This window comes from Acinetobacter sp. ACZLY 512, from assembly GCF_023614015.1.
In the GTDB taxonomy this organism is placed as follows: domain Bacteria; phylum Pseudomonadota; class Gammaproteobacteria; order Pseudomonadales; family Moraxellaceae; genus Acinetobacter; species Acinetobacter soli.
Genome location: NZ_JAKIVI010000009.1, coordinates 17,007 through 41,934, shown reverse-complemented (window position 1 = coordinate 41,934; position 24,928 = coordinate 17,007). Strand labels below are relative to the sequence as shown.

Genomic DNA, 24,928 nt, shown 5'->3' with positions numbered 1-24,928 from the left:
TTGGATTATGAAGTAAATCTTATTTGAGCGCTGAATGTAAACGATATCATTATAAATTTTCGAAATACCTGTTTTGCCTAAAAAAAGCTTAAGCTATAGCAGTAGATAAATAGACGAGTAACCTTTAGGGCAATAGTCCCTAAACACGAGATAGGCAATGACAGCTGAAACCAATACGAATAAACACCCCCTCTATATTCCTTATGCAGGATATACCCTCCTCGAACTCCCACTTCTCAATAAGGGATCGGCTTTTACTCAGGAAGAGCGTAGCCATTTTAATTTGCACGGTTTAGTTCCTCATGTGATCGAAACTATCGAAGAACAAAGCCAGCGCTCGTACCAACAATATGAAACATTTAACGACGCGATCAACAAGCATATTTATTTACGAAATATTCAAGACACCAACGAGACACTTTTTTACCGTTTGATCAACGATCATCTGGAAGAAATGATGCCAATTATCTATACGCCAACCGTAGGCGAGGCGTGTCAGGAGTTTTCGGATATTTACCGTCGTCATCGTGGTGTCTTCATTTCTTATCCAGACCGTGAGCATATCGACGATATTTTGCAAAACGTCAATAAACGCAATGTGAAGGTGATTGTGATCACTGACGGCGAACGAATTTTGGGTCTAGGTGACCAAGGTATTGGCGGTATGGGGATTCCGATTGGAAAACTGTCGCTGTATACGGCATGTGGTGGTATCAGTCCTGCTTATACGTTGCCGATTACCATTGATGTGGGAACCAACAATCAACAATTGCTAAACGACCCAATTTATATGGGCTGGCGTCAACCACGTATCAGTGGCGATGAATACTATGAGTTTGTGGATCAGATTCTGACTGCTATTCGCCGTCGTTGGCCAGATGCTTTAATTCAGTTTGAAGATTTTGCACAAAAAAATGCAATGCCATTGTTGACCAAGTACCGAGATAAATTCTGCTGCTTCAACGACGATATTCAAGGCACTGCTGCGGTTTCAGTCGGCAGCCTGATTGCAGCAAGTCGTGCGGCAGGTAAAGAGCTGAAAGATCAGAAAATTGCCTTTTTGGGCGCTGGGTCTGCAGGCTGTGGTATTGCCGAGCAGATTGTGGCACAAATGGTGGCTGAAGGTCTAAGCGATGATGAGGCTCGTGCACGTGTCTTTATGGTGGATCGTTTTGGTTTAATCACAGAAAACCAACCCAACTTACTCGACTTCCAGCGCAAGCTGGCACAAAAAGCGGACACTGTCTCGGCTTGGGGTAATGTGGAAGAGGTGATATCACTCCTCGATGTGGTTCAAAATGCTAAACCGACGGTGTTAATTGGTGTTTCGGGGCAGCCGGGACTTTTCACTGAAGAAGTGATCCGTGCACTAAATGAAAATTCAGAGCGCCCAATCGTGATGCCTTTGTCGAATCCGACGTCACGTGTTGAAGCCGTGCCAGCAGATATTATTCAGTGGACAGATGGCAAAGCCCTCATTGCAACCGGCAGTCCGTTTGCACCTGTAAATTATCAAGGCAAGCTCTACAATATTTCACAGTGTAATAACTCGTATATCTTCCCAGGGATTGGTCTGGGGGTGATTGCTTCTGGCGCCAAACGGGTGACTGACAATATGTTGATGGCATCCAGCAATGCCTTGGCCGATTGTTCGCCGTTGTTAAATGATCCAAACGCCGATCTTTTGCCTGCGATTTCAGAGATTCAGGCGGTATCGAAGCGTATTGCATTTAAGGTTGCTCAAGCGGCAATTGAAGACGGTGTTGCACTGAATATCCCCGATGAGGTCTTGCTTGCCAATATCGAAAAAGAATTTTGGAAGCCTGAATACCGTACTTATAAACGCGTACCGTTCTAATCGAATATAGATCAAGCCTGAACCCCACATTTGCCAAGTCGAATGTGGGGTTTTTATTGGGCCGTATAGAATAACTATAGACGAAACGGTCTGTATTTTTTAGAATGGCTTGCAATTGATATCAATAAAACTAAAAAACGAATTTATATCATGTTAAGCAATATGAATGGGGTGTTAGAACAGCTCGGGCTGGGGGCATTAAAACGTGCTGTGCATGTACAATTTAGTCATGCTGCCTTAAATGCGCAGGTTTTTTTACAGCGGATTGAGGGAAAACATGCCCTAAATGATGGCTTAAGTGTTGAGCTGACTTGTCTTTCCACCAATGCGCACATCGCATTAAAACAATTTATTGGATGTCGGGTGGCGGTCGATCAAGTGACCGATAGCGGTGCGCTCGCCAGAACATCTGGCATTATTACCCGTGCAACACAAGGGCAAAGTGATGGTGCACTAACTATTTACACGCTGACTTTACAAGATCCGACTGCACTTTGGCATAAACGGCGGAACAGCCGTGTATTTATCAATAAAAGTGTACCCGAAATCAGCGAAATTCTGTTTAAAGAATGGCAAAGTAAAAGTCGCTTGTTTGCAGCAAGTTTAACGCTTGATTTGAGCGGTCTGAGCCAAGACTACGATATTCGCCCGCTCAGTATACAAATGAATGAAACTGACTATGAATTTCTCACACGTTTATGGCGAAGTGAAGGGATAAACTGGTTGGTGGATGAAAAACATATTGTGGTTGCACATGCTTTGCAAGAAATGGCGCCTCAAAAACTCCGATTGATTGATCACAATCAGCCATTTTTAGCCCTTGAGCGTGGAGTGATTCGTTTTCATCGCAGCCATGCCACCGAATATTTTGACAGCATGACACAGCTTGTTGCGCATCGCCAATTACAATCTACCGCGACATATCTACAACGCTGGCAAGCCGATGCCTTGATTCAAGATGAAGGAAACGGATCGATTCAAAGTGCGCATCTGCACAGTGAACAGCACAGTAACGAAAGTTTAAGTCTAGAACAGGCTTGGTCGATCGAACCTGCATGGACAACCGATTTAACAGGTGCCGATCAAGCAACCATTTCTAGTGCGCAGCAAATCGAAAAACTGAATCAGAATATGACCGCCTATCAAGAGTTTCAGGCCAAATATTTTACTGCACATAGCAGCGTACGTGACGCGCAGGTCGGATACTGGTTTGAGCTGACGGGACATCCCGAAATAGATACGCATGAGCGCGCAGACCGACAATTTTTGATTTATGAAAAGCAATTTTACAATCAGAATAATTTGCCCAAAGCACTGCAACAGCAGGTTGAACGGCTTCAACCTACTTCAACATTAAATTTTTTACAAAATCAGGAGCGTCAAGGTAATCAGTTGTCCTTGATTCGTCGTCAAATCAAGTTAGTGCCCGATTATCAGCCTTTGGTGCATCGTCCCGCTGTATATCCACAGCGAGCAAGAGTGGTCGGATCGGAAAATGAAGAAATTCACGTGGATGAATGGGGGCGCATTAAGGTTCGGTTTTTATTTACCCGAGCAGAAGACCATGCGCATGATACTGGTGCGGGCTCCAACGAAAATGATACAGATTCGGCTTGGGTCGATGTGCTCACACCATGGGCTGGTGAGCAATATGGCGCCAGATTTTTACCGCGTGTAGGCGAATTGGTGGTCATCGATTTCTTTGATGGTCACGTCGATCGGCCATTTGTGATTGGGCGTATCCATGAAGGACAACGCTCGCCTACAAAATTTGATGTAAAAGGCCAGTTGCCTGCCACGCGAAACCTGAGTGGAATTCGCTCCAAAGAAGTCGCAGGAAATGGATTTAATCAGTTACGTTTTGATGACACAACGGGTCAGATTAGTGCACAACTACAAAGCAGTCATGGTACCAGCCAACTAAATTTGGGAAATCTGAGCCACCCAAAGAACGAAGAAACCAGTCAGGGACGTGGGGAAGGTTTTGAACTGAGAACTGATCATTATGGGGCGGTTCGTGCTGGTAAGGGTATGCTTATTAGTACTTATGCGCAGGAACAAGCCATTGCTGATCATTTAGAAGCTGCTCAGGTACAGTCGTTACTGGTTCAGGGTCATGAAAGTATGAAAATGCTGAGTGATATTGCCCTCAAACAGCAAACTGACGCACTAAATGTCATTGATCGCTTACCTAAGTTTATTCAATCGCTTGAGTTAAAAACTACAGGTCAGGCTTTAGAGCGTACCTTAAATTTGTTTAAAGATGATTTGAATAAAGATCCCATTCAAGCATTAAAGGGGTGTGGTGGTTTTATTGAAGATATTGGACGTTTGGGAAGCGACTCAAAAGGCGTTATAGAAGAGCTTGATACATTCTTGGCGAGTAATGAGGATGCATTAGAAAATCTAAAAGCCTTTATTGAAAATGTGGAAGAGCATGGAACGGATCTCATCAAAGGCCAATTGGTAGGGATTAAAGATAAAATCCAGAAAAATCCATTTGAAAGTATCCAAGATGTTGGAAAAGTGCTTGCTCATGCTGATATCAGGGATTTTGATTTGATGAGCGAGTGTGGAACTTTTACTAAAGGCACAAAATTAGAAGTCACGCCATCTAAAGCTTTGAGTACTTTGCAAGGTTTTATGGAAGGATATACACGAGGCTTAGAAAGTAGCGCCGATACCAAACAAAAAGAGCAGGGCAAAATTTTTAGACAAGCACTTATGTTGCTGGCATCACCAAACGGTATTGCATTAACCACCCCTGAAAATATTATTTTACAAGCCTCTCAGGATATTGCTGAGAGTGCCAGTGGCTCAATTAATTTGAGCGCACAGAAAAATATTATTGGTCATGCACAAGATAAAGTAAGTTTGTTTGCTGCACAAAAGGGACTGAGTGCTTATGCAGCAAAAGGCGCAGTTAAAATACAAGCGCAAGATGATTTAGTCGATATTATTGCCAAAAAAGTGATTAAGCTGATTTCTACCGAAGATAAGATCGAACTAACCAGTACTAAAGAAATTGATATTAAAGCTGGCGGTTCTCAGTTGATCGTCAATGGAAATGGAGTTTTTATCAAGACAGGTGGTAAGTTTGAGGTTAAATCAGGACAGCATGTGTTTACCAGTGGTGAAAAAGTTTCATATGAAGTACCCGAGTTGCCAAATACTCCAATTTTTAGTAACCGTTTAGATATTTATGATTTGTTCTGGGCGAATGATTTTAGTCAACTCAGTTATAAAGCTTTTGTTCCTGAAACAAGCTCATTTACTTCAGGATCAATAGACGAACATGGGCGTACAGGCAAAATCAGCACTCCAGATCCAGAAAAAGTTCAGGTACTTGTTGGCTCTAATGATGAATGGGGATTGGTCATTGATGGTTTTGATGAGGAAGATCTCATGATTGATCAAAATTTGAATGATTCAGATTCAGATAACAATATAGAAAGAAGGGATTGGAAGTGAGCAAAAAATCACTAGTTACCATACAAATCTTAGACTTATTTGGTCGTCCCATCTCAAAGGCACAATATGAAGTAAAAAATCAGAGAACAGGACAGGTTATTGCTGCTGGAGCAACAAACTCTTCAGGATGTATTGTCGAAATTAGCCGAGATAAAGGTACGACTTTAGATGTTTATATTAAAAGTATGTTTAATGGCTTGATGGTTAAAGTACAAAGCTTTGTAATGTCTAAAGACCGTATGATCGTAAAAATTACAAGCCCAAAGATAATGTTAGATTTAAAAACATTAAAAAATCAGGGTAATAGTGGACAATATAAAAGAAAAACACATGTTGTAAAAAAGGGTGAAACTTTATTTGAAATAGCTCAAAAAAATCATACGACTGTCCGAGCATTAGAGCGGCTGAATAAAATAGATGATCCAAATAAGATTAGTATAGGTCAAGTTATTAAGTTACCTGTAAATATTCCTGCTACTGGAAATCATACACATCAAGACAAGTCTAAACCAGCTACTCAGCAGAAATCACAACCTTCGGCCAGTACTAAATCGAAACCATCACAGACTCCACCTACTAAGCCTTCTAATACAACACCTCAGATAGAGCAGGAACAAGAAGCTTTTGGAACAAATTTTGGCAGTAAAATCCTCGATCAGGTAAATGAGCTCTATGAAGAAGCCAAGAAAAAGCTGAATGAAACTACAAACTCTACTTCCAAGATATTGACGGTTGACGATCGTAGTCAGGATGGTGGAACTCCTAAGGCAGATGCTTCAAATTTATGTAAAACCAATCCGCAATGTATTTCAAGTGGTAAGAGTGACCTTATTCGAGAGGTGAATATACGTCTGGCAGGCTTTGGGGGCGCTTTACCTACGGATGAGTTTACCGATCTTACTGCAGAATGTATTAAGCAATTCCAACGTGACTATATGGGAGTACCAGAGACGGGAAAAATTTGTGGAACTGTCATCTCTGCTTTAGATGAATTTAATCAGAAGTATCCTATTCAAAAATATATGCAAGCCATAGCTTGTCCTTGTGCAAAATTTGGTGGTGGTGCTCAATGTAAAGGTTTTGGTGCTGGTAGAAAAAAACAGTATAAAGTTTTAGGTGTCGAGGCACCAGGAATGCATAGATCTACAATGTGGATTTTAAAAGCTGTTCATTTCTATTTAGAAAAAGAAAAAGATTTAGGTGTAAGAATTACAGGTATAAGTTCAGGTTATCGATGCATTGAGAATAATGCAGGGCATAACTCAAGTAGGCAATCTCGACAGACAGTAAATCATATGAGTGGTGCTGCTATTGATGTACTCATCAGTGATAGTAGTAAGCTTAATCTGGTCAGAGAAAAAATATTTATGAAATATATGAATGCAGCTCCTACAGGAACAAGAGCTGGTAATCGTATTTTTTTAGAATCAAGGGGACAAGGAGCAACAGGTTGGGTACATTTTGATATTTTATGGTATGAGAACTTAAATATACAAGATTTGGCTCATTATGGCACGAATGTTGAAAAAATAGTAAATGGTACTCTGAGTGAGTTTTGTAGAAAAAATAAAGTTAACATTCTAAATTGCAGTGGAAAAATACTTAATCCGAGCTCTTCAGTAAGCAATAATCAAAGTATAATGGAATTGGTAAAAGAGCTAGGGGATGCTATCGCAAGTGGTGAAGGAAGCTACGAAGCTTGGAATGCTGGAGCACCAGAAGGTAAAAGAGTTAAATTCGGTAAAATGAATGATAGAGCTGGAACAATAACAGAAAAGACTATTAATCAATTACTAGATGCTTCAAAAAATTATACGTGGGAGGATGAGCGTAGGCGTTTTGCGACTGGAAAATATCAGACAATCCCAAAGACACTTTTAGCTGCTAAAAAAGCGTTAGGATTGTCTGGTGAAGAATTATATGACATTGATATGCAAGAGAAGGTGTTTAGGGAATATTTATTGTTGAATCGACGTTCAATTAAAGCACTTATTGAAAATGGTAGTGTCACAGTCGATCAGGCAATGACTGATGCTTCAAAAGAGTGGGCCTCAATTGCTCTCCCTAGCGGTGAAAAGAATAAATTCGGTAATGTATCAGACGGCACTATAGGATATCATCAATCCGCTACAAATAAAGCCAATAGCCATTCTACGGCTAAAGTAAGAGCCATTTTTGAAAAAATTAAATCAGTTCATTTAAGCAAATAGGAAATGTGAAATGAGATTTTTGAAAACAGTAATGATATTTTCTATTGGTTTAGTAGTGTCAAGTTGTGGATTTTCTAAAGAAAATAATCAAGATTTTGACAGTGAAAAGAAAATAGTTCCTACCAAAGTTATTACAAGAGAAAAAGTTTTAAAATGTAATTTTGAGCAAGGTTATATTGATTTTTGCTCAAATAATTATCTAAAGCTTTATAATGATTCACTGAACAAAAAAGCAAACTTTGATCAAAATAAATTCGCTTTAATAATTGATAAGGAAAGAGATACTGGAAAAGGTGTACCTAGGAAAATTAAATACTTTGTTGTATTAGATCCAACAACTAAAAGAGTATATCCATTAGAGCAATCTGTTGGTTATTTTGTTAATGATAGATTGGAAGAAATCGCCACTGAGCCTTCAATTATTAAATTTAATCAAAATAATAATAAAGTTTGTCTGTCAGGTACAACATTCTCATATCAAGATAATAATGTAAATGTTGAAAATGAATGTTATACGTTCAATCCAAATGATAACAGTTTTTTTAAAAAGGTACAAAAAGAAAAAATCATAAAATATGAAAATGAAAATCTTCCAATTTCATTTGACAAGAAAAAATTTATGTGTAATGGATTAAAGTGTAAAGAAAATATCCTAACAGTTGATAGGCTAAAAGAAATATCAAAGAATGATAAAAATAGTGACCTTCGCTTTCTTGTAAATGAAAAAGGATTTGATACAACTTACATTAATGCTTCTACTGGTAATAAAATTTTATATGTTTTGAAATATAGTGAAGGCGATAGTGAGCAACAAAATATATATTTATCCTACTTTTTAGATGGTCTATTTAAAACCAAGGCATTGGGTGAAGTTAAGTCGTTTAAAATAGATAGTAGTCAGAATGTATATTTTAATGGTATTAAAGTCATTTTAAATTAATTTTTTAATAAAATATAGTGGTGTTTTATCATCACTATTTTTATAGTTTTATCTGAATTTATTGTGATGAATAAATTATATTTTTTGAATATTATAATTGCTGGTAGTGTTTGTTTTAATATCGGTTATGCAAAAGAAAATCCTTCATGGAGTGATTATTTACAAGATGCTACTCAAATTAATTCACCTGTCGAATATATAGATACGTATAATAAATATTCTGTTATTAGCCCCAATTTTAAAATAAAATTAACTGATTTTGGAAATATTAAAAAAACAAAGAAAAATATTACCTACACATTAAAGAAATATGGGGTGCAAGTTTTAAATGGAAAATATGTATATAATTTATTTGAAACAACAACTCCTTTGAAGTCTAATGTTGATTTTAGTTTGCTATATTATGATAAAAGTATCGTTGCTTTTAGAGTAAAAGAAATCGGTACTATCGATTATGTTAGAGTTCCTTTTAAAAAATTTCAGGTCACAACTTATCTATATAATATAAAAGATAATAATTTCACTGAAATACCAGTAATACTCTCTAATAGTGATGAAGGTAATGAGAAAACAGATCTACTCATGGGTGATCAGGTAACATATGATGCTAAGAAAGGACTGTATACGTATCTTGCAAATGTTAAAACTTATAAAGATGGAAAAACTTCACCATTCAAGGTTACTTTGAATGCTAATCTTAAATGTATTTCATCTACATTAGGTTGTGAGACTATAGGTGTTTTAAAGGCTAAGAAAGAAAATTAATGTGATTAAGGAGAAATTGAAACCATCAACTTCTCCTTAATTTTTCTAACCCTCCAAAATATCCTCCAAAACCTCTTCACTTGGTGCAAAATAATACGCACCATTCAGTGGTGTCACAAAATGCAGCAGTCGGTCATGAATACCATCGCCACTGGTCCCAAACATACGCTCTGGCAGTGGTTAGGTGTTTCTTCATCTAAAATGCAACCAATTTTAGATGAATTGAATAGAGATTTAATAGGCTATAAATTGAATACTCGTTTAAGACAAGCTCATTTTATGGCGCAAGTTAGACAAGAGGTAGGAGCATCTTTCTCATTGAGAGAACAAGTTGAATATATGGGTGCTACGGCATTGAAGCAAATTGGATATTATAAAACGCACCCGAAACAAGCTGAAATTGATGGGTATAAAAAGGAAAAGGACCCGCAAATGGCGAAGTAATTGCAAATCGTATGTATGATGATAACTATCGAGATGCACAATATAAGTTAGGTAATACATCGCCTGGTGATGGTTGGAAATATCTGGGCAGGGGGTTGAAACAGTTAACAGGGAAAAATAATTATCAAGATTTAACTAATATGTACTCGACAATATGGTCGGATGAAAAAGTAGATTTTGTAAAGAACCCAAAATTAATTGAACAGCCAAAATATGCAGTTAGATCAGCTATTAGATTTTGGTTAAAATATAAGTTATATGAGATAGCTGATAAAGGAGCTACTGGAGCACAAGTGGATGCTATTACAAAAGTAATTAATAAAGCTACAGACTCATACTCTCAACGTCGTACACATTTTGCTCTGGCAATCAAGATTTTTATTTAACTAGGAGTTTTTACAAGATGAAAAAAAAACTAATAAGTGTTCTTTTGATTGTATTTTCAATAATATATTCTTCTAATTTAATTGCGGGTGATAAGTGTGATAAGAAAGAAACAATAAATTTGAGTGTTTTTAAGAAAAATGACTATAAATTTTATAATTATACGTGTAAATCTGATAAAGGTATATATTTAAAAAGTTATATTGGGAATTCAAAAAAGACAAAATTTTTGAATGAATATTATGATTTTGCTGCTAAGGAAGATCCTCAGCTTTTAGCTGTTAGTATATATAAGTCGAAAAAAAATAAACAGCCATTATTAATAACTCTTAATTCTGCATATTATTGCTGTAGTCCACAAATGGAAGGTTTTGTTTATAAGGTTAATTTTTATAAAATTGATTCAAACAATCAGGTTTTATTGGAAAATATAACTCATATATTTGATGAAAAATCAGAAGGATTTGAAGGTATGGCTGAGGGGAAAGTTTATTACAATTATAAAAATATTGCTTCAATAAAAAAATGGTTGGATAAAAACTATTGAAAATCATAATTTTAATATTTGGTAAATGAAAATATTTAAAAATTTTCTTTGGATTAACTCAGAAAGAGAAAAATTAGATATAGAAATAGATGGGTATGGTGCAGATAGAGCAAAAGGATTTGCAAAGCTAAGGATTGAAAATTTATGAAATTTAAGTATTTATTTTTACTTGCTTTTTTCTTAGTTTTAATGCCAACTCGAAAGACAACTATTTTTGTTTGTCAAATTGAAAAAATTCAATTTTATTAGTTTCTAAAAATTATCCAAATATTAGTGAAGTTAAATACTATCCTTATTTGAAAGCTATAAAAATTTCGTAAATTATAAAGAAAGAATATGGCGATGATACTGGAGAAAAGCCAGAGGTTTATTATACTATGAATGAATTGATTAATGGAAAAAATACTGGTAAGTATGTATTTATGCCCCAAGGTTATGTTTTGTATAGCGTTGATTACTTAAACTTTAAGAGTAAAAAGATTACTGAATTTTCTAGAATTTATAATTATGAAATAAATTTAAAAAATATAAATTTTCTGTAATTATATTTACTTAAATATATATGAGGTTTTGAAAAAAATAAATATTTTTTCTTAATTATTTTTGAATCTTATTTATGTTGATTGTAATTATTTATTAAGTAATTTTCTTGAATTGGATGGTTCTAAGTTTTTTAATATTATCAAAATTATAAGATTAAGAATATGCTAAATTTGAATAAGAAAGTAAAAATTTTAATTTTATCAGTTTTGATGTCTTCGTGTGTCTATGCAGATCAAGATATTGTGACATGTAAACCTAATAGTGTGGTTTTTAATGATATATTAAATTGTTTTCTTATTGATTTTAAAAAAGTCGATAAAGATTTAAATTTTATTTATCAGAAAAAAATGGAAAAATTATCTGAAAAAGATAGAATCAAATTGAAAATATCTCAAAGAAATTGGATTAAGAAGAAAGAAAATTTATGTGTTGCAAATGAAGAAGAGTACGGACGAGAAAGTCATTTCGAGGCATTAGCATGCCAAACAAAAATGACAAAAGAGCGAATTGTATTCTTAAAGAATTATTAAGTAATATATATGATTTGTTATATTTAAATATAGAATTAATTAGCTTGTTAAAATTAAGAAAAACCTTAATTAAAACAAACGAGGTTTTTCTTAATTGTTTCAAGACTATGATTCAGACTGGATGAAAGATAACTATTTATCCTCCAAAACACCCTCCAACACCTCTTCACTCGGTGCAAAATAATACGCACCATCCAGTGGTGTCACAAAATGCAGCAGTCGGTCATGAATACCATCGCCACTGGTTCCAAACATACGCTCTAGCATTTGATCAATTCTGCTCAGGTCTTTGGTATAGGCAATAAAAAATAAACCTTGATCGCCTTTTCCATCGCCATAAGGCAGGCTATGGCGCAGAATTTCTAATTCTTCACCTTCCTCATCTTCTACCACTGTTCGTGCAACATGGGCATTATCTGGTTTTACATCGTCATCAAGTTCAATAGATTCCAGTTTGGTGCGTCCCATCACCTGTTCTTGCGCATCAACTTTGAGTTTTTTCCACTTTTCAAGGTCATGCGCATAACGCTGTGCGAAAACAAAACTTCCATCTGTAAAAATTGTATGTTCATCACCCAGTAATGCTGTTTCTGCACGATCGTCTGAAAACTGTGGATTTTCAGTGCCATCTATAAAGCCCGTGATATCGCGACCATCGAAGTATCTAAAGCATACACGTTCATCCAAAACTTCTACTTGATCCTGTATGCCTTCAAAAAAAGCCTGACTTAAAGCAAAACAGATATCTGCTCGAGTACTGGCAATATGAATGAGCACATCGGTGGGCACTGCGGGCATATGAAAAGCACCGTGAATCGGTTCAAGTGTCTTAAACCCTTCAGGAGTCTGTGTATAAAGCTGTTTCCACAAAGCTGCACCAAATGCTACACCTGTTTTGATCTGCGCATTGGGATGTTGTGTGATCAATCGATCGCGGGTTGTCAATAAAGCCTGTAATTGTTTCTTTAAGCCTTCTACCGACAAGTTGCCCAAGTTCAAAACAATAAAACGCGCATGATCTGAGGGTAGGGGAAGAATGACAGATTGTGCAGTCACCAGTGACTCCTAAAGCATTATTTAAATTCAATATTTCTCTATTGTGCCGTATCTTTGCTGCATATTAAATACGCGGTAGCGATATTTTTATCGATGATTAGAATCGGATTCATACAACAGGTATAATCCCATTTTTGCTTTATGTTCAGGTTATGTCATTTCAAGTTTGGATAGGCTATATGCTGGCGTGTTGGGTGATTAGTCTATCTCCCGGCGCAGGTGCGATCGCCTCAATGTCGAGTGGTTTGAATTATGGCTTTCGTCGTGGCTATTGGAACGCACTTGGCCTACAGTTAGCACTTTTGGTGCAAATTGGAATTGTTGCAGCCGGTGTGGGCGTACTATTTACCACAACACCGTGGGCTTTTTTACTGGTGAAATGGTTTGGAATCGGTTATTTACTCTATTTGGCCTATTTGCAATGGACGGCGCCTGTTCAATCGATTCAGATTCATTCCGAGCAACTTGAAATTTCTCGTCAGCGTCTGATTCTCAAGGGTTTTGTTGTCAATATCAGTAATCCAAAAGCGATCGTGTTCTTACTCGCGGTATTGCCACAATTTATTGATCTAGCGCGCCCGCAAGCACCACAGTACGGCATTATGGCCCTAACCATGGTGCTGATCGATTTGATTGTAATGGCGGGATACACCGGATTGGCTGCCAAGGTGCTGCGCTTATTGCGCTCACCGCGACAGCAAAAATATATGAATCGCAGCTTTGCGGTGATGTTTAGTGGCGCAGCGCTCTTGCTGAGCATGGTCAATCAAACGCACTAAACTAATACTTATAAATACTTAGGTTGCTGACGGCGCGCCTTAATTTTTTGAACCAGAAAAATTGCGATAAACAACATCGACATACAAATTACAATACTTAAGCCTGTGGCAATGTTTAAGCCCGCGCTGGACCAGAGTCCAATACTCACACCCAGTTGAGCAAACACAAATGTCCAGATCACCATTTGTTTAGGGGAGTGCGCCACCAGACGTGCCGTCAAGGCTGGAATAACCAGTAAAGCGCCCATCAGCAGAGAACCTACAGCACGTAGCGCAAGCACTGTAAATAAGGCCAACAGCAACATGAAAATCAAGCGTTGCCATTTGGCATTTACACCTTCACTAATGGCGATATCTGGATCAATCGCGATCTGGATTTGTGCTTGCCAATACCGATACAAAGTGCACAGCGCAAAACCAATCACGATTACAAAGATTGGTAACTCATCCCAGCTAATGGTGAGCAGGTCGCCAAATAAGTAGCTGAGCAATTCAGGGCGTAAGCTAGGTAAATATTGAATAAACAATAATCCTGAGCAGAGTAGCGTCGCTGAACACAATGCCAGTAAAGCATCGTTGGGTAAGCGTGGATCATGTAAGACCCATAAAATACCCACCAGCAACAAAGCCAGCAGGGTGACGCCAAACCATAACGGTAAACTCAGAGCACCTGCCACCGCAACACCGAGTAACGTGCCGTGGGCCATGGTGTCTGCAAAAAAGGACATTCTGCGCCACAGCATCAGACAGCCCAACGGCGCGGTCAAAAATACCAGTAAAGTGCCCATCGTCCATGCGGGAAGGAGGAGTTGTAGCCACTCGGTCATGGATTAAGCTTCCGGTTCGGGATGAATATGAGGGTGATCGAGATGCGTACAAGGCTCCACATGGTCGCCATGAGCACAATGATCGTGATGATGTTGATAGGGCACGCGCTGACCGCCAAAAATTGCCAAGTATTCAGGATGTTGCTGAACACTTTCAGGCAAGCCGCTACAACAAATATGTTTATTAAGGCAGATCACGCGCTGTGTACCTTGCATGACCCATTGTAAGTCATGCGACACCATCAAAATAGCGCAGCCATAGCGCTCGGGAAGACTACGTACGTAATCATAAAGCTCGGCCTCTGACTGAATATCGAGACCTTGCATTGGTTCATCCAGAACTAAAATATCCGGTTGACGCAATAACGCACGTGCTAACAGCACACGTTGTCGTTCACCGCCAGACAATTGCTGTACTTTAGCTAAAAGCAATTTGGCAATGCCCGTATCTTGGACAATTTCATCCCGCAACGACTTACTGCACTTTTCTAGGTCGAGCAGATCTTTTACCCGCAGCGGTAAACTGTGTGAAGGATTGAATTTCTGTGGCACATAGGCCATCTTGAGTTTTTTGGCGGTGCGGATTTTGCCTTGCGTGGGCTTGGTAATGCCCAGTAATACTTTAATTAAAGTCGACTTTCCTGCACCGTTGGGACCAATCAAGGTCACAATTTCATTTTGATGCAAGGCAAAGTCAATATTTTTAAGGATATCTCTGTCATCGCGATGAACAAAAATTCCATCTAAGCGAATAAGCTCAGAGGTTAACGCGGCTGGGTGCACTGCTGACATTTTCCAGAAATTTCAATAATCGTATGCTGCGCACTGAACTGATCAGAGGCGGCCAGCTGATTGAGTTGGCTGGTAAGGCCTTGAGAAGATGCTTCTTTTACCACATGACATTCGGTACAAATCAGGAATGCAGCCTGATGCCCTTCACGTGGATGACAACAAGGAATATAGGCATTGATTGACGTCAAACGATGGATTAGACCTTTTTCAAGTAAAAAATCCAACGTTCGGTAAACTGTCGGCGGGGCAGCAGGGCGGTCAGAATCGCTTTTAATTTTCGCAAGCAAGTCGTAGGCACCCATCGGACCCGATGCATTTAAGATCAGTTCCAGAACTTCTTTACGTAATGGTGTTAAGCGTGCTCCCGCTGCGGCACATAAGCTTTCTGCTTCAGCCAGACGCGCAGCTACATTGTGATGGTCATGGACACCATGTAATGCATTGTGATGTTCGTGGGAACAGGAGCTCATAAGACAACCTCGTAGTTTTATCAAATATTAACATGAACTCATAGATGTTACGATTAGGCTTAGGAATTTTTGCAATTTTGTTATAATATAACACAGTTCCAGATCTAGGTTTTAATTTGCTCATGTTGCGTTTTGTGCTGATTTGTTGTTTGACTCTTTTAAGTGCTGCCAGTTGGGCACAAGGTCCCTTGGTGGTATCTACTCATCCTTTATATTTGATTGCCCAAAAAATTACGGCAGGCGTGGAAGAACCACAACTATTATTAAGCAATCAATCCGGGCATGACGTTCAGTTGACGCCTGCACACCGCAAAGCCATACAAGATGCGTCTTTGGTGATCTGGTTGGGTAAGGCGCATGAAGCACCTTTGGCTAAATTGCTCGACAATAACGCAAAAGCAGTTTCCATCATTAACTCCCAGATTGGCACATCACTCCCGCAACGAACCACGCGTGGGGTACCCATTGCCAATACCATCGATACGCATGTATGGCTCGATCCTAATAATGCGGTACGTATTGGCTTCTTTATTGCGGCATTACGCTCGCAGCAAATGCCAGAAAACAAAACCAAATACTGGAATAACGCACGCTTGTTTGCCCGAGACATGCTACAGGCTGCGCAAAAGTACAACAGTACTGCCGCTCCAAAACCTTACTGGTCGTATCACGATGCCTACCAATATCTAGAGCGCTCACTGAATCTTAAATTTGCCGGTGCACTGACGGATGATCCACATGTAGCACCAACAGTAGGTCAAATCAAATACTTAAATGACAATCGTCCAAGTGAGAGAATGTGCCTCATGGCCGAAGCACATGCCAGCAAAAACCAATATCAAAAACTTAGCCCAATTGTCTTTGAGTCGGTAGACGAAAGTCTGACAGGTGAAAATGACTTTGTCGTCGCTTGGCAGAAACTGGCCAGTCAAACCGTGAAATGTGTGCAAACAGCAAGCAAATAAGCACATTATTGTGAAGCGCTTCCCACTCTTGAAGCGCGAAGCAATCTTAGAAAAAAACATGACTTAGGTCGGGAAATGATTGCATGTTTAGGGGGTGGGCTCTATAATGCCTGCGATTAAAAACGATCAACTGCGAAACTTGTCAAGCATTCATGCTGTGAGTGGATAAACAATGAGCCGACCTAGTCGCTTGATTGACCGACGATTAGCGAAAGCAATGGTCTTCTTACAAGCATTAATGATCCCTGTTTCTAGCTTGATTGCATGGGGAGTGAAAGACTCAACTGCTGCACTAAGTGCTGCTTTGGGGGCTTTTGTATGCTGGATTGCACACGTATATTTTTGTTGGCAGTCATTCCGTGCAGCTGGAGCTAGAGCATCTAGACAGGTTCTCTCCAATATGTATCGAGGCATATTGGGAAAATTTGCAATCGTGATCGTTGGATTTATTTTAATTTTAAGCAACGTCAAACCGTTATCACCGGTGGCATTGTTTTGTGGTTTTATTCTCGTTCAAGCCATGTCGTGGGTCGCTCCGTTTTGGGTGTCACGTCTACAAAAACGAGTTTAGGCACATCAAAAGTTGAAAAATTTTTTGAGTGTGACGAGATATCAAGCAGCTTGCGAGATTCGTCTACTCTTTTTAGTAATTGACATTGACCAGGTGTGATTTATGGCTGCTGAAGAACATGCCCTTACTTCGACAGAGTATATCAAGCATCACTTGACCAATTTGACCTATGGCAAAATGCCGGACGGAACTTGGAAATTGGCTGAGAATGCAAAAGAAGCTCAAGAAATGGGGTTTTCTGCTATTCACTTGGACTCGATGGGTTGGTCAATCGGCCTTGGTATCATTTTCTGTTTGGTTTTCTGGTGTGCTGCAAAAGCTGCAAAAGCGGATGTGCCATCAAAATTCCAATCTGCAATCGAAATGATTATCGAGTTTGTTGATTCCAGCGTTCGCGATACCTTCCATGGTAAATCACGTCTGATTGCGCCTCTTGCTTTGACCATTTTTGTGTGGATTTTCCTCATGAACTTGATGGACCTTATCCCTGTGGATTGGGTGCCGATGTTGGCTCAAATTATTGGTGCACACGTGTTTGGCATGGACCCTCACCATGTTTATTTCAAAATCGTACCATCTACTGACCCGAACATTACCCTAGGTATGTCGCTGTCTGTATTTGTGCTGATTTTGTTTTACAGCATTCGTGAGAAAGGCATTGGCGGATTTGTTGGTGAATTGGCACTTAACCCATTTAACCCAAGTAACCCAGTTGCAAAAGCGTTGTTGATTCCAGTGAACTTAATTCTGGAATTGGTAACTTTCCTTGCACGACCAATTTCATTGGCTCTACGACTTTTCGGTAACATGTATGCGGGTGAGTTGATTTTCATCTTGATCGCACTTTTACCGTTTTGGATTCAATGGGCATTGTCCGTGCCTTGGGCAATCTTCCACATTCTCGTCATCACGTTGCAGGCATTCATTTTCATGATGCTGACCATCGTATACTTGAGCATGGCAAGCGAAAAGCATTAATGGTTTATCCCTAGTTATCATAGGGATAGCTAGGTACAATTTTTAGTTTAATTTGGTAATAACCTAACCTCTGAGGAATTTTTCATGGAACTCACTTTAGGTCTAGTTGCAATTGCATCTGCTATCTTGATCGCTTTCGGTGCTTTAGGTACTGCGATTGGTTTTGGTCTTTTAGGTGGTCGCTTTTTAGAAGCTGTTGCTCGTCAACCAGAACTTGCTCCACAACTTCAAACTCGTATGTTCTTAATCGCAGGTCTTCTTGATGCTGTGCCTATGATCGGTGTTGGTATTGGCTTGTTCTTCATCTTCGCTAATCCGTTTGTAGGTTAATCATCTTAATTCCGAAATCCACCATTTTGAGGAATTGCTATGAATATTAACCTCACATTGATTGGTCAAGCGATTGCATTTGCGATTTTCGTCGCATTCTGCATGAAATTCGTTTGGCCACCACTAATCAATGCGATTAGTGAGCGTCAGCGCAAAATCGCTGATGGCTTAAATGCTGCTGAAAAAGCAAAGGCGGATCTCGCTGATGCTCAGGCGCAAGTTAAGCAAGAGCTTGATGCTGCTAAAGCACAAGCGGCTCAATTGATCGAACAAGCGAACCGTCGTGCAGCACAATTGATTGAAGAAGCGCGCACCCAAGCAACTGCTGAAGGTGAACGTATTCGTCAACAGTCAAAAGAGACTGTTGATCAAGAAATCAATGCTGCTCGCGAAGAATTACGTCAACAAGTGGCTGCTTTGGCAGTTGATGGTGCAGAAAAAATTCTGAGCCAGCAAGTTGATCAACAAGCTCATGCTGCCATGCTTGAACAGCTGGCTGCTAAACTTTAAGCGAGGGAAGTATGGCTGAACTCTTGACGTTGGCACGCCCGTACGCTAAAGCAGCTTTTGCTTACGCTTCTGAGCAGGGTGCGACAGATAACTGGTCCACAGCATTACAAGTGCTCAGTGCAGCGGTGCAAGACGAAGCATTTTCCGCTTATTTGAATCGTCCTGAACTTACTCCTTCAGAGCAAGTTGAGCTTTTCGCTAAAATTTTAGGTGAAGATCAATCACAAGCAGTGTCAAATTTTTTGACGCTTCTTGCTGATAATGATCGTTTGATTCTTTTGCCAGAAATCGCAGAAGAATACGAAGAGCTTAAATCACAGAATAACAACGTGGTAGATGTCGTGATTGAATCGGCATTTCCATTGTCTGCTGAACAAGAACAACTGTTAAAAACTGCTCTCGAAAAGCGTTATAACAGCTCTGTGACGATCGCAGTAGAAGTGAAGCCTGCATTAATTGCAGGTGTTGTTATTCGTGCAGGCGATCAAGTGATAGATGATTCTGCGCTGAACAAGCTTGAAAAAATGCGGACTCGTCTTCTTGCATAATGCATAAAAGAAGACTGAACTTTAAAAAGATTGAGGAATAGCGCAATGCAACAACTGAATCCATCCGAGATCAGTGCGCTCATTAAACAGCGTATAGGCGATCTGGACACCAGCGCGACCGCGAAGAACGAAGGTACCATCGTCATGGTATCTGACGGTATCGTGCGCATTCACGGTCTTGCTGACGCAATGTACGGTGAAATGATCGAATTTGACGGCGGCTTATTTGGTATGGCACTGAACCTAGAACAGGATTCAGTGGGTGCCGTTGTTTTAGGTAACTACCTAAGCCTTCAAGAAGGTCAAAAAGCTCGTTGTACCGGTCGTGTACTTGAAGTGCCAGTTGGTCCTGAACTTCTTGGCCGTGTCGTAGATGCTTTGGGTAACCCAATTGATGGTAAAGGCCCAATTGATGCGAAATTAACTGATGCTGTTGAAAAAGTAGCACCGGGCGTAATTTGGCGTCAATCGGTCGACGAACCTGTTCAAACTGGTTATAAATCAGTTGATACCATGATCCCTGTAGGTCGTGGCCAGCGTGAGTTGATCATTGGTGACCGTCAAACTGGTAAAACAGCAATGGCGATCGATGCGATCATCGCTCAGAAACATTCAGGCATTAAATGCGTATACGTTGCAATTGGTCAAAAACAATCGACCATCGCAAACGTAGTGCGTAAGCTTGAAGAAACTGGCGCTATGGCGTACACCACTGTTGTCGCTGCTGCGGCTGCTGATCCTGCTGCTATGCAGTACTTGGCACCGTACTCAGGCTGTACAATGGGTGAATACTTCCGTGACCGCGGTGAAGATGCGTTGATCATTTATGATGATTTGTCTAAGCAAGCTGTTGCTTACCGTCAAATCTCATTGCTTCTTCGTCGTCCACCAGGTCGTGAAGCATATCCAGGTGACGTATTCTATCTTCACTCTCGTCTTCTTGAGCGTGCTTCGCGCGTTTCAGCTGACTACGTTGAGAAATTCACGAATGGCGCAGTAACGGGTCAAACCGGTTCTTTGACTGCATTGCCAATCATTGAAACTCAAGCGGGTGACGTATCTGCATTCGTACCAACCAACGTAATTTCGATTACTGACGGTCAGATCTTCCTTGAAACATCATTGTTCAACGCGGGTATTCGTCCTGCTGTGAACGCGGGTATTTCGGTATCGCGTGTTGGTGGTTCAGCTCAAACCAAGATCATCAAGAAATTGTCTGGTGGTATCCGTACCGCTCTTGCACAATATCGTGAATTGGCTGCGTTTGCTCAGTTTGCTTCTGATCTTGACGAAGCAACGCGTAAACAACTTGAGCATGGTCAACGTGTAACTGAGTTAATGAAGCAGAAACAATATGCTCCTTACTCAATTGCAGACCAAGCTGTTTCTGTTTATGCATCTAACGAAGGCTACATGGCTGACGTAGAAGTGAAGAAAATCGTAGACTTTGATGCTGCGCTCATTTCTTACTTCCGTTCTGAATATGCGCCTTTGATGCAACAGATCGATGAAACTGGTGATTACAACAAAGACATCGAAGCAGCAATCAAATCAGGTATTGAGAGCTTCAAAGCGATTCAAACTTACTAAGTTTATCTTTAGTTAAGTTTGGTTCACGGATCAACCTTCGAAGGCTCGAAAGAGCTTTCGACTACTAGGTTAAGCGTATGGCAAATTTAAAAGAAATTCGCGCCAAAGTAGCCAGTATCAAGAGCACGCAAAAGATTACTCGCGCGATGCAAATGGTGGCTGCTTCTAAAATGCGTCGTGCGCAAGAGCGCATGGCCCAAGGCCGTCCGTATGCCGATAATATGCGCCGTGTAATTGCTCACTTGGTCCAAGCAAACCCTGAATACAAACATCGTTATATGGTTGATCGCCCTGTTAAGCGTGTTGGCTATATCGTGGTGTCTTCAGATCGTGGTTTGGCAGGTGGCTTGAACATTAACTTGTTCAAGAAAGTTGTGCAGCATGTCAAAGCACAACAACAGCAGTCAATTGAAGTTGAATTTGCTTTGATTGGTCAAAAAGCGGTTTCGTTTTTTAAGAATTACGGCGGTAAAGTGCTTGGTGCAACGACCCAGCTTGGCGATGCGCCAAGTCTTGAACAGTTGACAGGCTCAGTACAGGTCATGCTTGATGCATTTGACAAAGGCGAGTTAGATCGTATCTACCTTGTGTCAAATGGCTTCGTCAATGCAATGACTCAGCAGCCTAAAGTTGAACAACTTGTTCCTTTAGCACCAGCAGAAGAAAGCGATAACCTCAACCGTACTTATGGTTGGGACTATATCTACGAACCAGAAGCAGAACAATTGTTAAATGGTTTGTTGGTTCGCTATATCGAGTCGATGGTTTATCAAGGTGTAATTGAAAACGTTGCATGTGAGCAATCAGCTCGTATGGTCGCAATGAAAGCAGCGACAGACAACGCAGGACAATTGATTAAAGACCTACAACTCATTTACAACAAGCTGCGTCAAGCCGCGATTACTCAGGAAATTTCCGAGATCGTTGGCGGTGCCGCTGCCGTTTAACATTATTAAGTTTGAATTGAGGAGACAGCAATGAGTAGCGGTCGTATCATTCAGATCATCGGCGCGGTAATCGACGTCGAGTTTGAGCGCAATAGCGTTCCTAAGATCTATGACGCTCTCCAAGTTGACGGTACTGAAACTACATTAGAAGTTCAGCAACAGCTTGGCGATGGTGTTGTTCGTACCATCGCAATGGGTTCTACAGAAGGTCTTAAACGTGGCCTTAACGTAACCAGCACAAATGCACCGATTTCTGTTCCAGTAGGTCCGGCTACACTTGGCCGTATCATGGACGTTTTGGGTCGCCCAATTGATGAAGCAGGTCCAGTTGCGACTGAAGCGCGTTTGCCAATTCACCGTCAAGCACCTTCATATGCTGAACAAGCAGCTTCTACTGATCTTTTAGAAACTGGTATTAAAGTCATCGACTTACTTTGCCCGTTTGCTAAAGGTGGTAAAGTTGGTCTGTTCGGTGGTGCTGGTGTTGGTAAAACCGTTAACATGATGGAGTTGATCAACAACATCGCGAAAGCTCACTCAGGTTTATCTGTGTTTGCTGGTGTTGGTGAGCGTACCCGTGAAGGGAACGACTTCTATCACGAAATGAAAGATTCTAACGTTCTTGACAAAGTAGCAATGGTCTATGGTCAGATGAACGAGCCACCAGGTAACCGTTTACGCGTAGCGTTGACTGGTTTGACCATGGCGGAATATTTCCGTGATGAAAAAGATGAAAACGGTAAAGGCCGTGACGTATTGTTGTTTGTTGACAACATCTATCGTTACACACTTGCAGGTACTGAAGTATCAGCATTGTTAGGCCGTATGCCATCTGCAGTAGGTTACCAGCCTACACTTGCAGAGGAAATGGGTGTACTTCAAGAACGTATTACGTCGACTAAGTCTGGTTCGATCACATCGATCCAAGCGGTATACGTACCTGCGGATGACTTGACTGACCCATCGCCTGCAACAACGTTTGCTCACTTAGATGCAACTGTTGTATTGAGCCGTGACATCGCATCTTCTGGTATTTATCCAGCGATCGATCCACTTGACTCAACTTCACGTCAGCTAGATCCATTGGTTGTTGGTGCTGAGCATTATGAAATTGCACGTTCTGTACAGAACGTATTGCAACGTTATAAAGAGCTTAAAGACATCATCGCGATCTTGGGTATGGATGAATTGGCAGAAGAAGATAAGTTGGTTGTTTACCGTGCGCGTAAAATCCAACGTTTCTTCTCTCAACCATTCCACGTTGCTGAAGTATTTACGGGTGCACCTGGTAAATTAGTACCACTTAAAGAAACGATTCGTGGCTTTAAAGGTCTTTTAGCTGGTGAATACGATCACATCCCAGAACAAGCGTTCTACATGGTGGGTGGTATTGACGAAGTAATTGCTAAAGCTGAGAAACTTTAATTAGCAACTCTAATTTAGGAGGTTCTCATGGCGACGATGCAATGTGATGTCGTAAGTGTGAAAGAGTCAATTTACTCTGGACAAGTTACGATGTTGATCGCTAAAGGTGCAGGTGGTGAGTTGGGTATTTTACCTGGACACGCGCCACTGGTAACCTTGCTCCAACCAGGACCGATCCGCGTTCAGTTGGAAAATGGTACAGAAGAAATCGTTTATGTATCAGGCGGTGTGTTAGAAGTTCAGCCTCACGTTGTGACCGTGCTTGCAGATACTGCAATCCGTGCTGACAACCTAGATGAAGCAGCAATTGTTGAAGCGCGTAAGCACGCCGAGCAATTGCTTGCCAATCAGAAGAGTGATCTGGATTCTGCTGCTGCACTTGCTGCGCTTGCAGAAACTGCAGCTCAGCTTGAAACGATTCGTAAAATCAAGAATCGCGCGCTTTAAGCCACGATTTTGGATTGAAGAAGCCACCGTCAGGTGGCTTTTTTTATGTCTGTTGTTTAGCCAAGCTTTGCGCTAAGCTCTGTTGCAAATAGGTGCAGCAGAGGACATGACAGATATGGCGTTTCAAAACATCACGGGCCTTCAGTGGGCATCGTTGGGACCAGATGCGCTTCAGGTCTTGCAGATCGACAATGAATTTTGTACGGCTCAAGTGGCTCTACAGGGTGCGCAAGTTCTACAATTTTATTCTAAGCAACATCAGCGTGATGTACTCTGGCTCTCAGATCGTAATTCATTTGTAGCAGGAAAGGCTATTCGTGGTGGCATTCCGCTATGTTTTCCATGGTTTGGTGCGCATGCAATTGAAACAGACTATCCTGCACATGGCTTTGCCAGAAATATGCAGTGGCAATTCAAAGATGCTCAATATCAACAGGGTCAAGGACACAGCTTGACCTTTGAACTTCGTGATCATGCTGCGACTCGTCGTTATTGGGATGCCGCATTTTGTCTTGAAATGCACATCCGGTTGGGGCAAACCCTTGAACTCAACTTTCGATTGAATAACTTAGATCTCCATCCGATCAGCTTCGGTTTTGCTTGGCACAGTTATTTTGCTGTCAAGACTCAACGTACCCGACTGTATGGCGTTGAAGGGTGTTCTTACATCGATCAACTAGATGGTCATCAGATCAAGCAGCAGGATACTGCTTCGCTTGAGTTTCATTGTGAAACCGATCAGATCTATCCGCTCACGAAAGGAAAATTTCGCTTAGATGACTCGTCTACAACACAAATTGTGATTGAGACATCTGCACAAAGTGCGGTGGTGTGGAACCCATGGATTGAAAAAACCAAGCGCATGGCCGATTTAGCACCTCAAAGCTGGCAAGAATTTGTTTGTGTTGAGGCTGCACAGGTGGCCACCGAGCAACAAACACTATTGCCTGAGCAGCAACTCAGTTATCAACTTTGTCTTAGTCTGAACGATCTCTAGGGCG

25 protein-coding genes and 1 pseudogene are annotated in these 24,928 nt (G+C 40.5%); 21 read left to right on the top strand and 5 right to left on the bottom strand.

Annotated elements, in window-relative coordinates:
- Positions 1-157: 157 nt before the first annotated feature.
- The 5 genes from L2096_RS10910 to L2096_RS10890 all read left to right on the top strand — a co-directional run bounded on the left by L2096_RS10910 (position 158) and on the right by L2096_RS10890 (position 9,244).
- Positions 158-1,858, top strand: coding sequence for an NAD-dependent malic enzyme (locus L2096_RS10910; protein WP_004941592.1), 1,701 nt, complete (start codon positions 158-160; stop codon positions 1,856-1,858).
- A 150-nt stretch (positions 1,859-2,008) separates the two neighbouring features.
- Positions 2,009-5,329 (top strand): type VI secretion system Vgr family protein, encoded by a 3,321-nt coding sequence (locus L2096_RS10905; RefSeq protein WP_250365398.1) that lies wholly within the window; start codon positions 2,009-2,011, stop codon positions 5,327-5,329.
- Positions 5,326-7,539 (top strand): LysM peptidoglycan-binding domain-containing protein, encoded by a 2,214-nt coding sequence (locus L2096_RS10900; protein ID WP_250365397.1) that lies wholly within the window; start codon positions 5,326-5,328, stop codon positions 7,537-7,539. The genes L2096_RS10905 and L2096_RS10900 overlap by 4 nt, the downstream gene beginning before the upstream one ends.
- Before the next feature lie 10 nt (positions 7,540-7,549).
- The gene (locus L2096_RS10895) at positions 7,550-8,479 is read left to right on the top strand and encodes a hypothetical protein (protein WP_208477237.1); all 930 of its coding nucleotides are present in this window, start codon (positions 7,550-7,552) and stop codon (positions 8,477-8,479) included.
- 66 nt (positions 8,480-8,545) lie between these two features.
- The gene (locus L2096_RS10890; protein WP_250365396.1) at positions 8,546-9,244 is read left to right on the top strand and encodes a hypothetical protein; all 699 of its coding nucleotides are present in this window, start codon (positions 8,546-8,548) and stop codon (positions 9,242-9,244) included.
- A 45-nt stretch (positions 9,245-9,289) separates the two neighbouring features.
- Here L2096_RS10890 and L2096_RS10885 read toward each other — a convergent pair.
- Positions 9,290-9,415, bottom strand: a pseudogene (locus tag L2096_RS10885) (Dyp-type peroxidase); the annotation flags it as partial.
- Here L2096_RS10885 and L2096_RS10880 point away from each other — a divergent pair.
- The 4 genes from L2096_RS10880 to L2096_RS10865 all read left to right on the top strand — a co-directional run bounded on the left by L2096_RS10880 (position 9,365) and on the right by L2096_RS10865 (position 11,692).
- Positions 9,365-9,688 carry a hypothetical protein gene (locus L2096_RS10880; protein WP_250365395.1) on the top strand — a complete coding sequence of 108 codons (324 nt, stop codon included), beginning with the start codon at positions 9,365-9,367 and terminating at the stop codon, positions 9,686-9,688. The pseudogene L2096_RS10885 and the gene L2096_RS10880 overlap by 51 nt on opposite strands.
- A gap of 11 nt (positions 9,689-9,699) precedes the next feature.
- Complete coding sequence (locus L2096_RS10875; protein ID WP_250365394.1) at positions 9,700-10,074, top strand: glycoside hydrolase family 19 protein; 375 nt, start codon at positions 9,700-9,702, stop codon at positions 10,072-10,074.
- A gap of 17 nt (positions 10,075-10,091) precedes the next feature.
- Positions 10,092-10,619 carry a hypothetical protein gene (locus L2096_RS10870; protein ID WP_208477240.1) on the top strand — a complete coding sequence of 176 codons (528 nt, stop codon included), beginning with the start codon at positions 10,092-10,094 and terminating at the stop codon, positions 10,617-10,619.
- Between the two features lie 704 nt (positions 10,620-11,323).
- Positions 11,324-11,692 carry a lysozyme inhibitor LprI family protein gene (locus L2096_RS10865; protein ID WP_250365393.1) on the top strand — a complete coding sequence of 123 codons (369 nt, stop codon included), beginning with the start codon at positions 11,324-11,326 and terminating at the stop codon, positions 11,690-11,692.
- 132 nt (positions 11,693-11,824) lie between these two features.
- Here L2096_RS10865 and L2096_RS10860 read toward each other — a convergent pair whose 3' ends face one another.
- Positions 11,825-12,748, bottom strand: a complete 924-nt coding sequence (locus L2096_RS10860; protein WP_208477242.1) for a Dyp-type peroxidase — start codon at positions 12,746-12,748, stop codon at positions 11,825-11,827.
- A 152-nt stretch (positions 12,749-12,900) separates the two neighbouring features.
- Between L2096_RS10860 and L2096_RS10855 the strand changes: the two genes are divergently transcribed.
- Positions 12,901-13,527 (top strand): LysE family transporter, encoded by a 627-nt coding sequence (locus tag L2096_RS10855; RefSeq protein WP_208477243.1) that lies wholly within the window; start codon positions 12,901-12,903, stop codon positions 13,525-13,527.
- Positions 13,528-13,535: 8 nt separating this feature from the next.
- Here the strand turns inward: L2096_RS10855 and znuB are convergent, their stop codons facing one another.
- Genes znuB through L2096_RS10840 form a run of 3 tightly spaced genes read right to left on the bottom strand, consistent with a single transcriptional unit; the run spans position 13,536 to position 15,616 of the window.
- Complete coding sequence (gene znuB, locus L2096_RS10850; RefSeq protein ID WP_250365392.1) at positions 13,536-14,354, bottom strand: zinc ABC transporter permease subunit ZnuB; 819 nt, start codon at positions 14,352-14,354, stop codon at positions 13,536-13,538.
- A gap of 3 nt (positions 14,355-14,357) precedes the next feature.
- Positions 14,358-15,146, bottom strand: coding sequence for an ATP-binding cassette domain-containing protein (znuC, locus tag L2096_RS10845; RefSeq protein ID WP_208477244.1), 789 nt, complete (start codon positions 15,144-15,146; stop codon positions 14,358-14,360).
- Positions 15,119-15,616, bottom strand: coding sequence for a transcriptional repressor (locus tag L2096_RS10840; RefSeq protein ID WP_004941573.1), 498 nt, complete (start codon positions 15,614-15,616; stop codon positions 15,119-15,121). Before L2096_RS10840 ends, znuC begins: the two co-directional genes overlap by 28 nt.
- 122 nt (positions 15,617-15,738) lie before the next feature.
- Here L2096_RS10840 and L2096_RS10835 point away from each other — a divergent pair, with 122 nt between their 5' ends.
- From L2096_RS10835 to L2096_RS10785, 11 genes are all read left to right on the top strand, one after another.
- Complete coding sequence (locus L2096_RS10835) at positions 15,739-16,581, top strand: metal ABC transporter solute-binding protein, Zn/Mn family (RefSeq protein ID WP_004944248.1); 843 nt, start codon at positions 15,739-15,741, stop codon at positions 16,579-16,581.
- Positions 16,582-16,753: 172 nt separating this feature from the next.
- The gene (locus L2096_RS10830) at positions 16,754-17,152 is read left to right on the top strand and encodes an ATP synthase subunit I (RefSeq protein ID WP_004941569.1); all 399 of its coding nucleotides are present in this window, start codon (positions 16,754-16,756) and stop codon (positions 17,150-17,152) included.
- A gap of 102 nt (positions 17,153-17,254) precedes the next feature.
- Complete coding sequence (gene atpB / locus L2096_RS10825; protein WP_004941567.1) at positions 17,255-18,130, top strand: F0F1 ATP synthase subunit A; 876 nt, start codon at positions 17,255-17,257, stop codon at positions 18,128-18,130.
- Between the two features lie 84 nt (positions 18,131-18,214).
- Positions 18,215-18,460 (top strand): F0F1 ATP synthase subunit C, encoded by a 246-nt coding sequence (atpE, locus tag L2096_RS10820; RefSeq protein ID WP_000424060.1) that lies wholly within the window; start codon positions 18,215-18,217, stop codon positions 18,458-18,460.
- A gap of 39 nt (positions 18,461-18,499) precedes the next feature.
- On the top strand, positions 18,500-18,970 hold the full coding sequence (locus L2096_RS10815) for a F0F1 ATP synthase subunit B (RefSeq protein WP_004941564.1): 471 nt from the start codon (positions 18,500-18,502) through the stop codon (positions 18,968-18,970).
- Between the two features lie 11 nt (positions 18,971-18,981).
- Complete coding sequence (locus tag L2096_RS10810) at positions 18,982-19,518, top strand: F0F1 ATP synthase subunit delta (protein WP_004941560.1); 537 nt, start codon at positions 18,982-18,984, stop codon at positions 19,516-19,518.
- A gap of 45 nt (positions 19,519-19,563) precedes the next feature.
- Positions 19,564-21,108 carry a F0F1 ATP synthase subunit alpha gene (gene atpA / locus L2096_RS10805; RefSeq protein WP_250365391.1) on the top strand — a complete coding sequence of 515 codons (1,545 nt, stop codon included), beginning with the start codon at positions 19,564-19,566 and terminating at the stop codon, positions 21,106-21,108.
- A gap of 77 nt (positions 21,109-21,185) precedes the next feature.
- Positions 21,186-22,055 (top strand): F0F1 ATP synthase subunit gamma, encoded by an 870-nt coding sequence (gene atpG / locus L2096_RS10800; protein ID WP_004941554.1) that lies wholly within the window; start codon positions 21,186-21,188, stop codon positions 22,053-22,055.
- A 30-nt stretch (positions 22,056-22,085) separates the two neighbouring features.
- Complete coding sequence (gene atpD / locus L2096_RS10795) at positions 22,086-23,480, top strand: F0F1 ATP synthase subunit beta (protein WP_004941550.1); 1,395 nt, start codon at positions 22,086-22,088, stop codon at positions 23,478-23,480.
- 27 nt (positions 23,481-23,507) lie between these two features.
- Complete coding sequence (locus tag L2096_RS10790; protein WP_004941547.1) at positions 23,508-23,927, top strand: F0F1 ATP synthase subunit epsilon; 420 nt, start codon at positions 23,508-23,510, stop codon at positions 23,925-23,927.
- 115 nt (positions 23,928-24,042) lie between these two features.
- Positions 24,043-24,924, top strand: coding sequence for a D-hexose-6-phosphate mutarotase (locus L2096_RS10785; RefSeq protein WP_250365390.1), 882 nt, complete (start codon positions 24,043-24,045; stop codon positions 24,922-24,924).
- Positions 24,925-24,928: the final 4 nt, after the last annotated feature.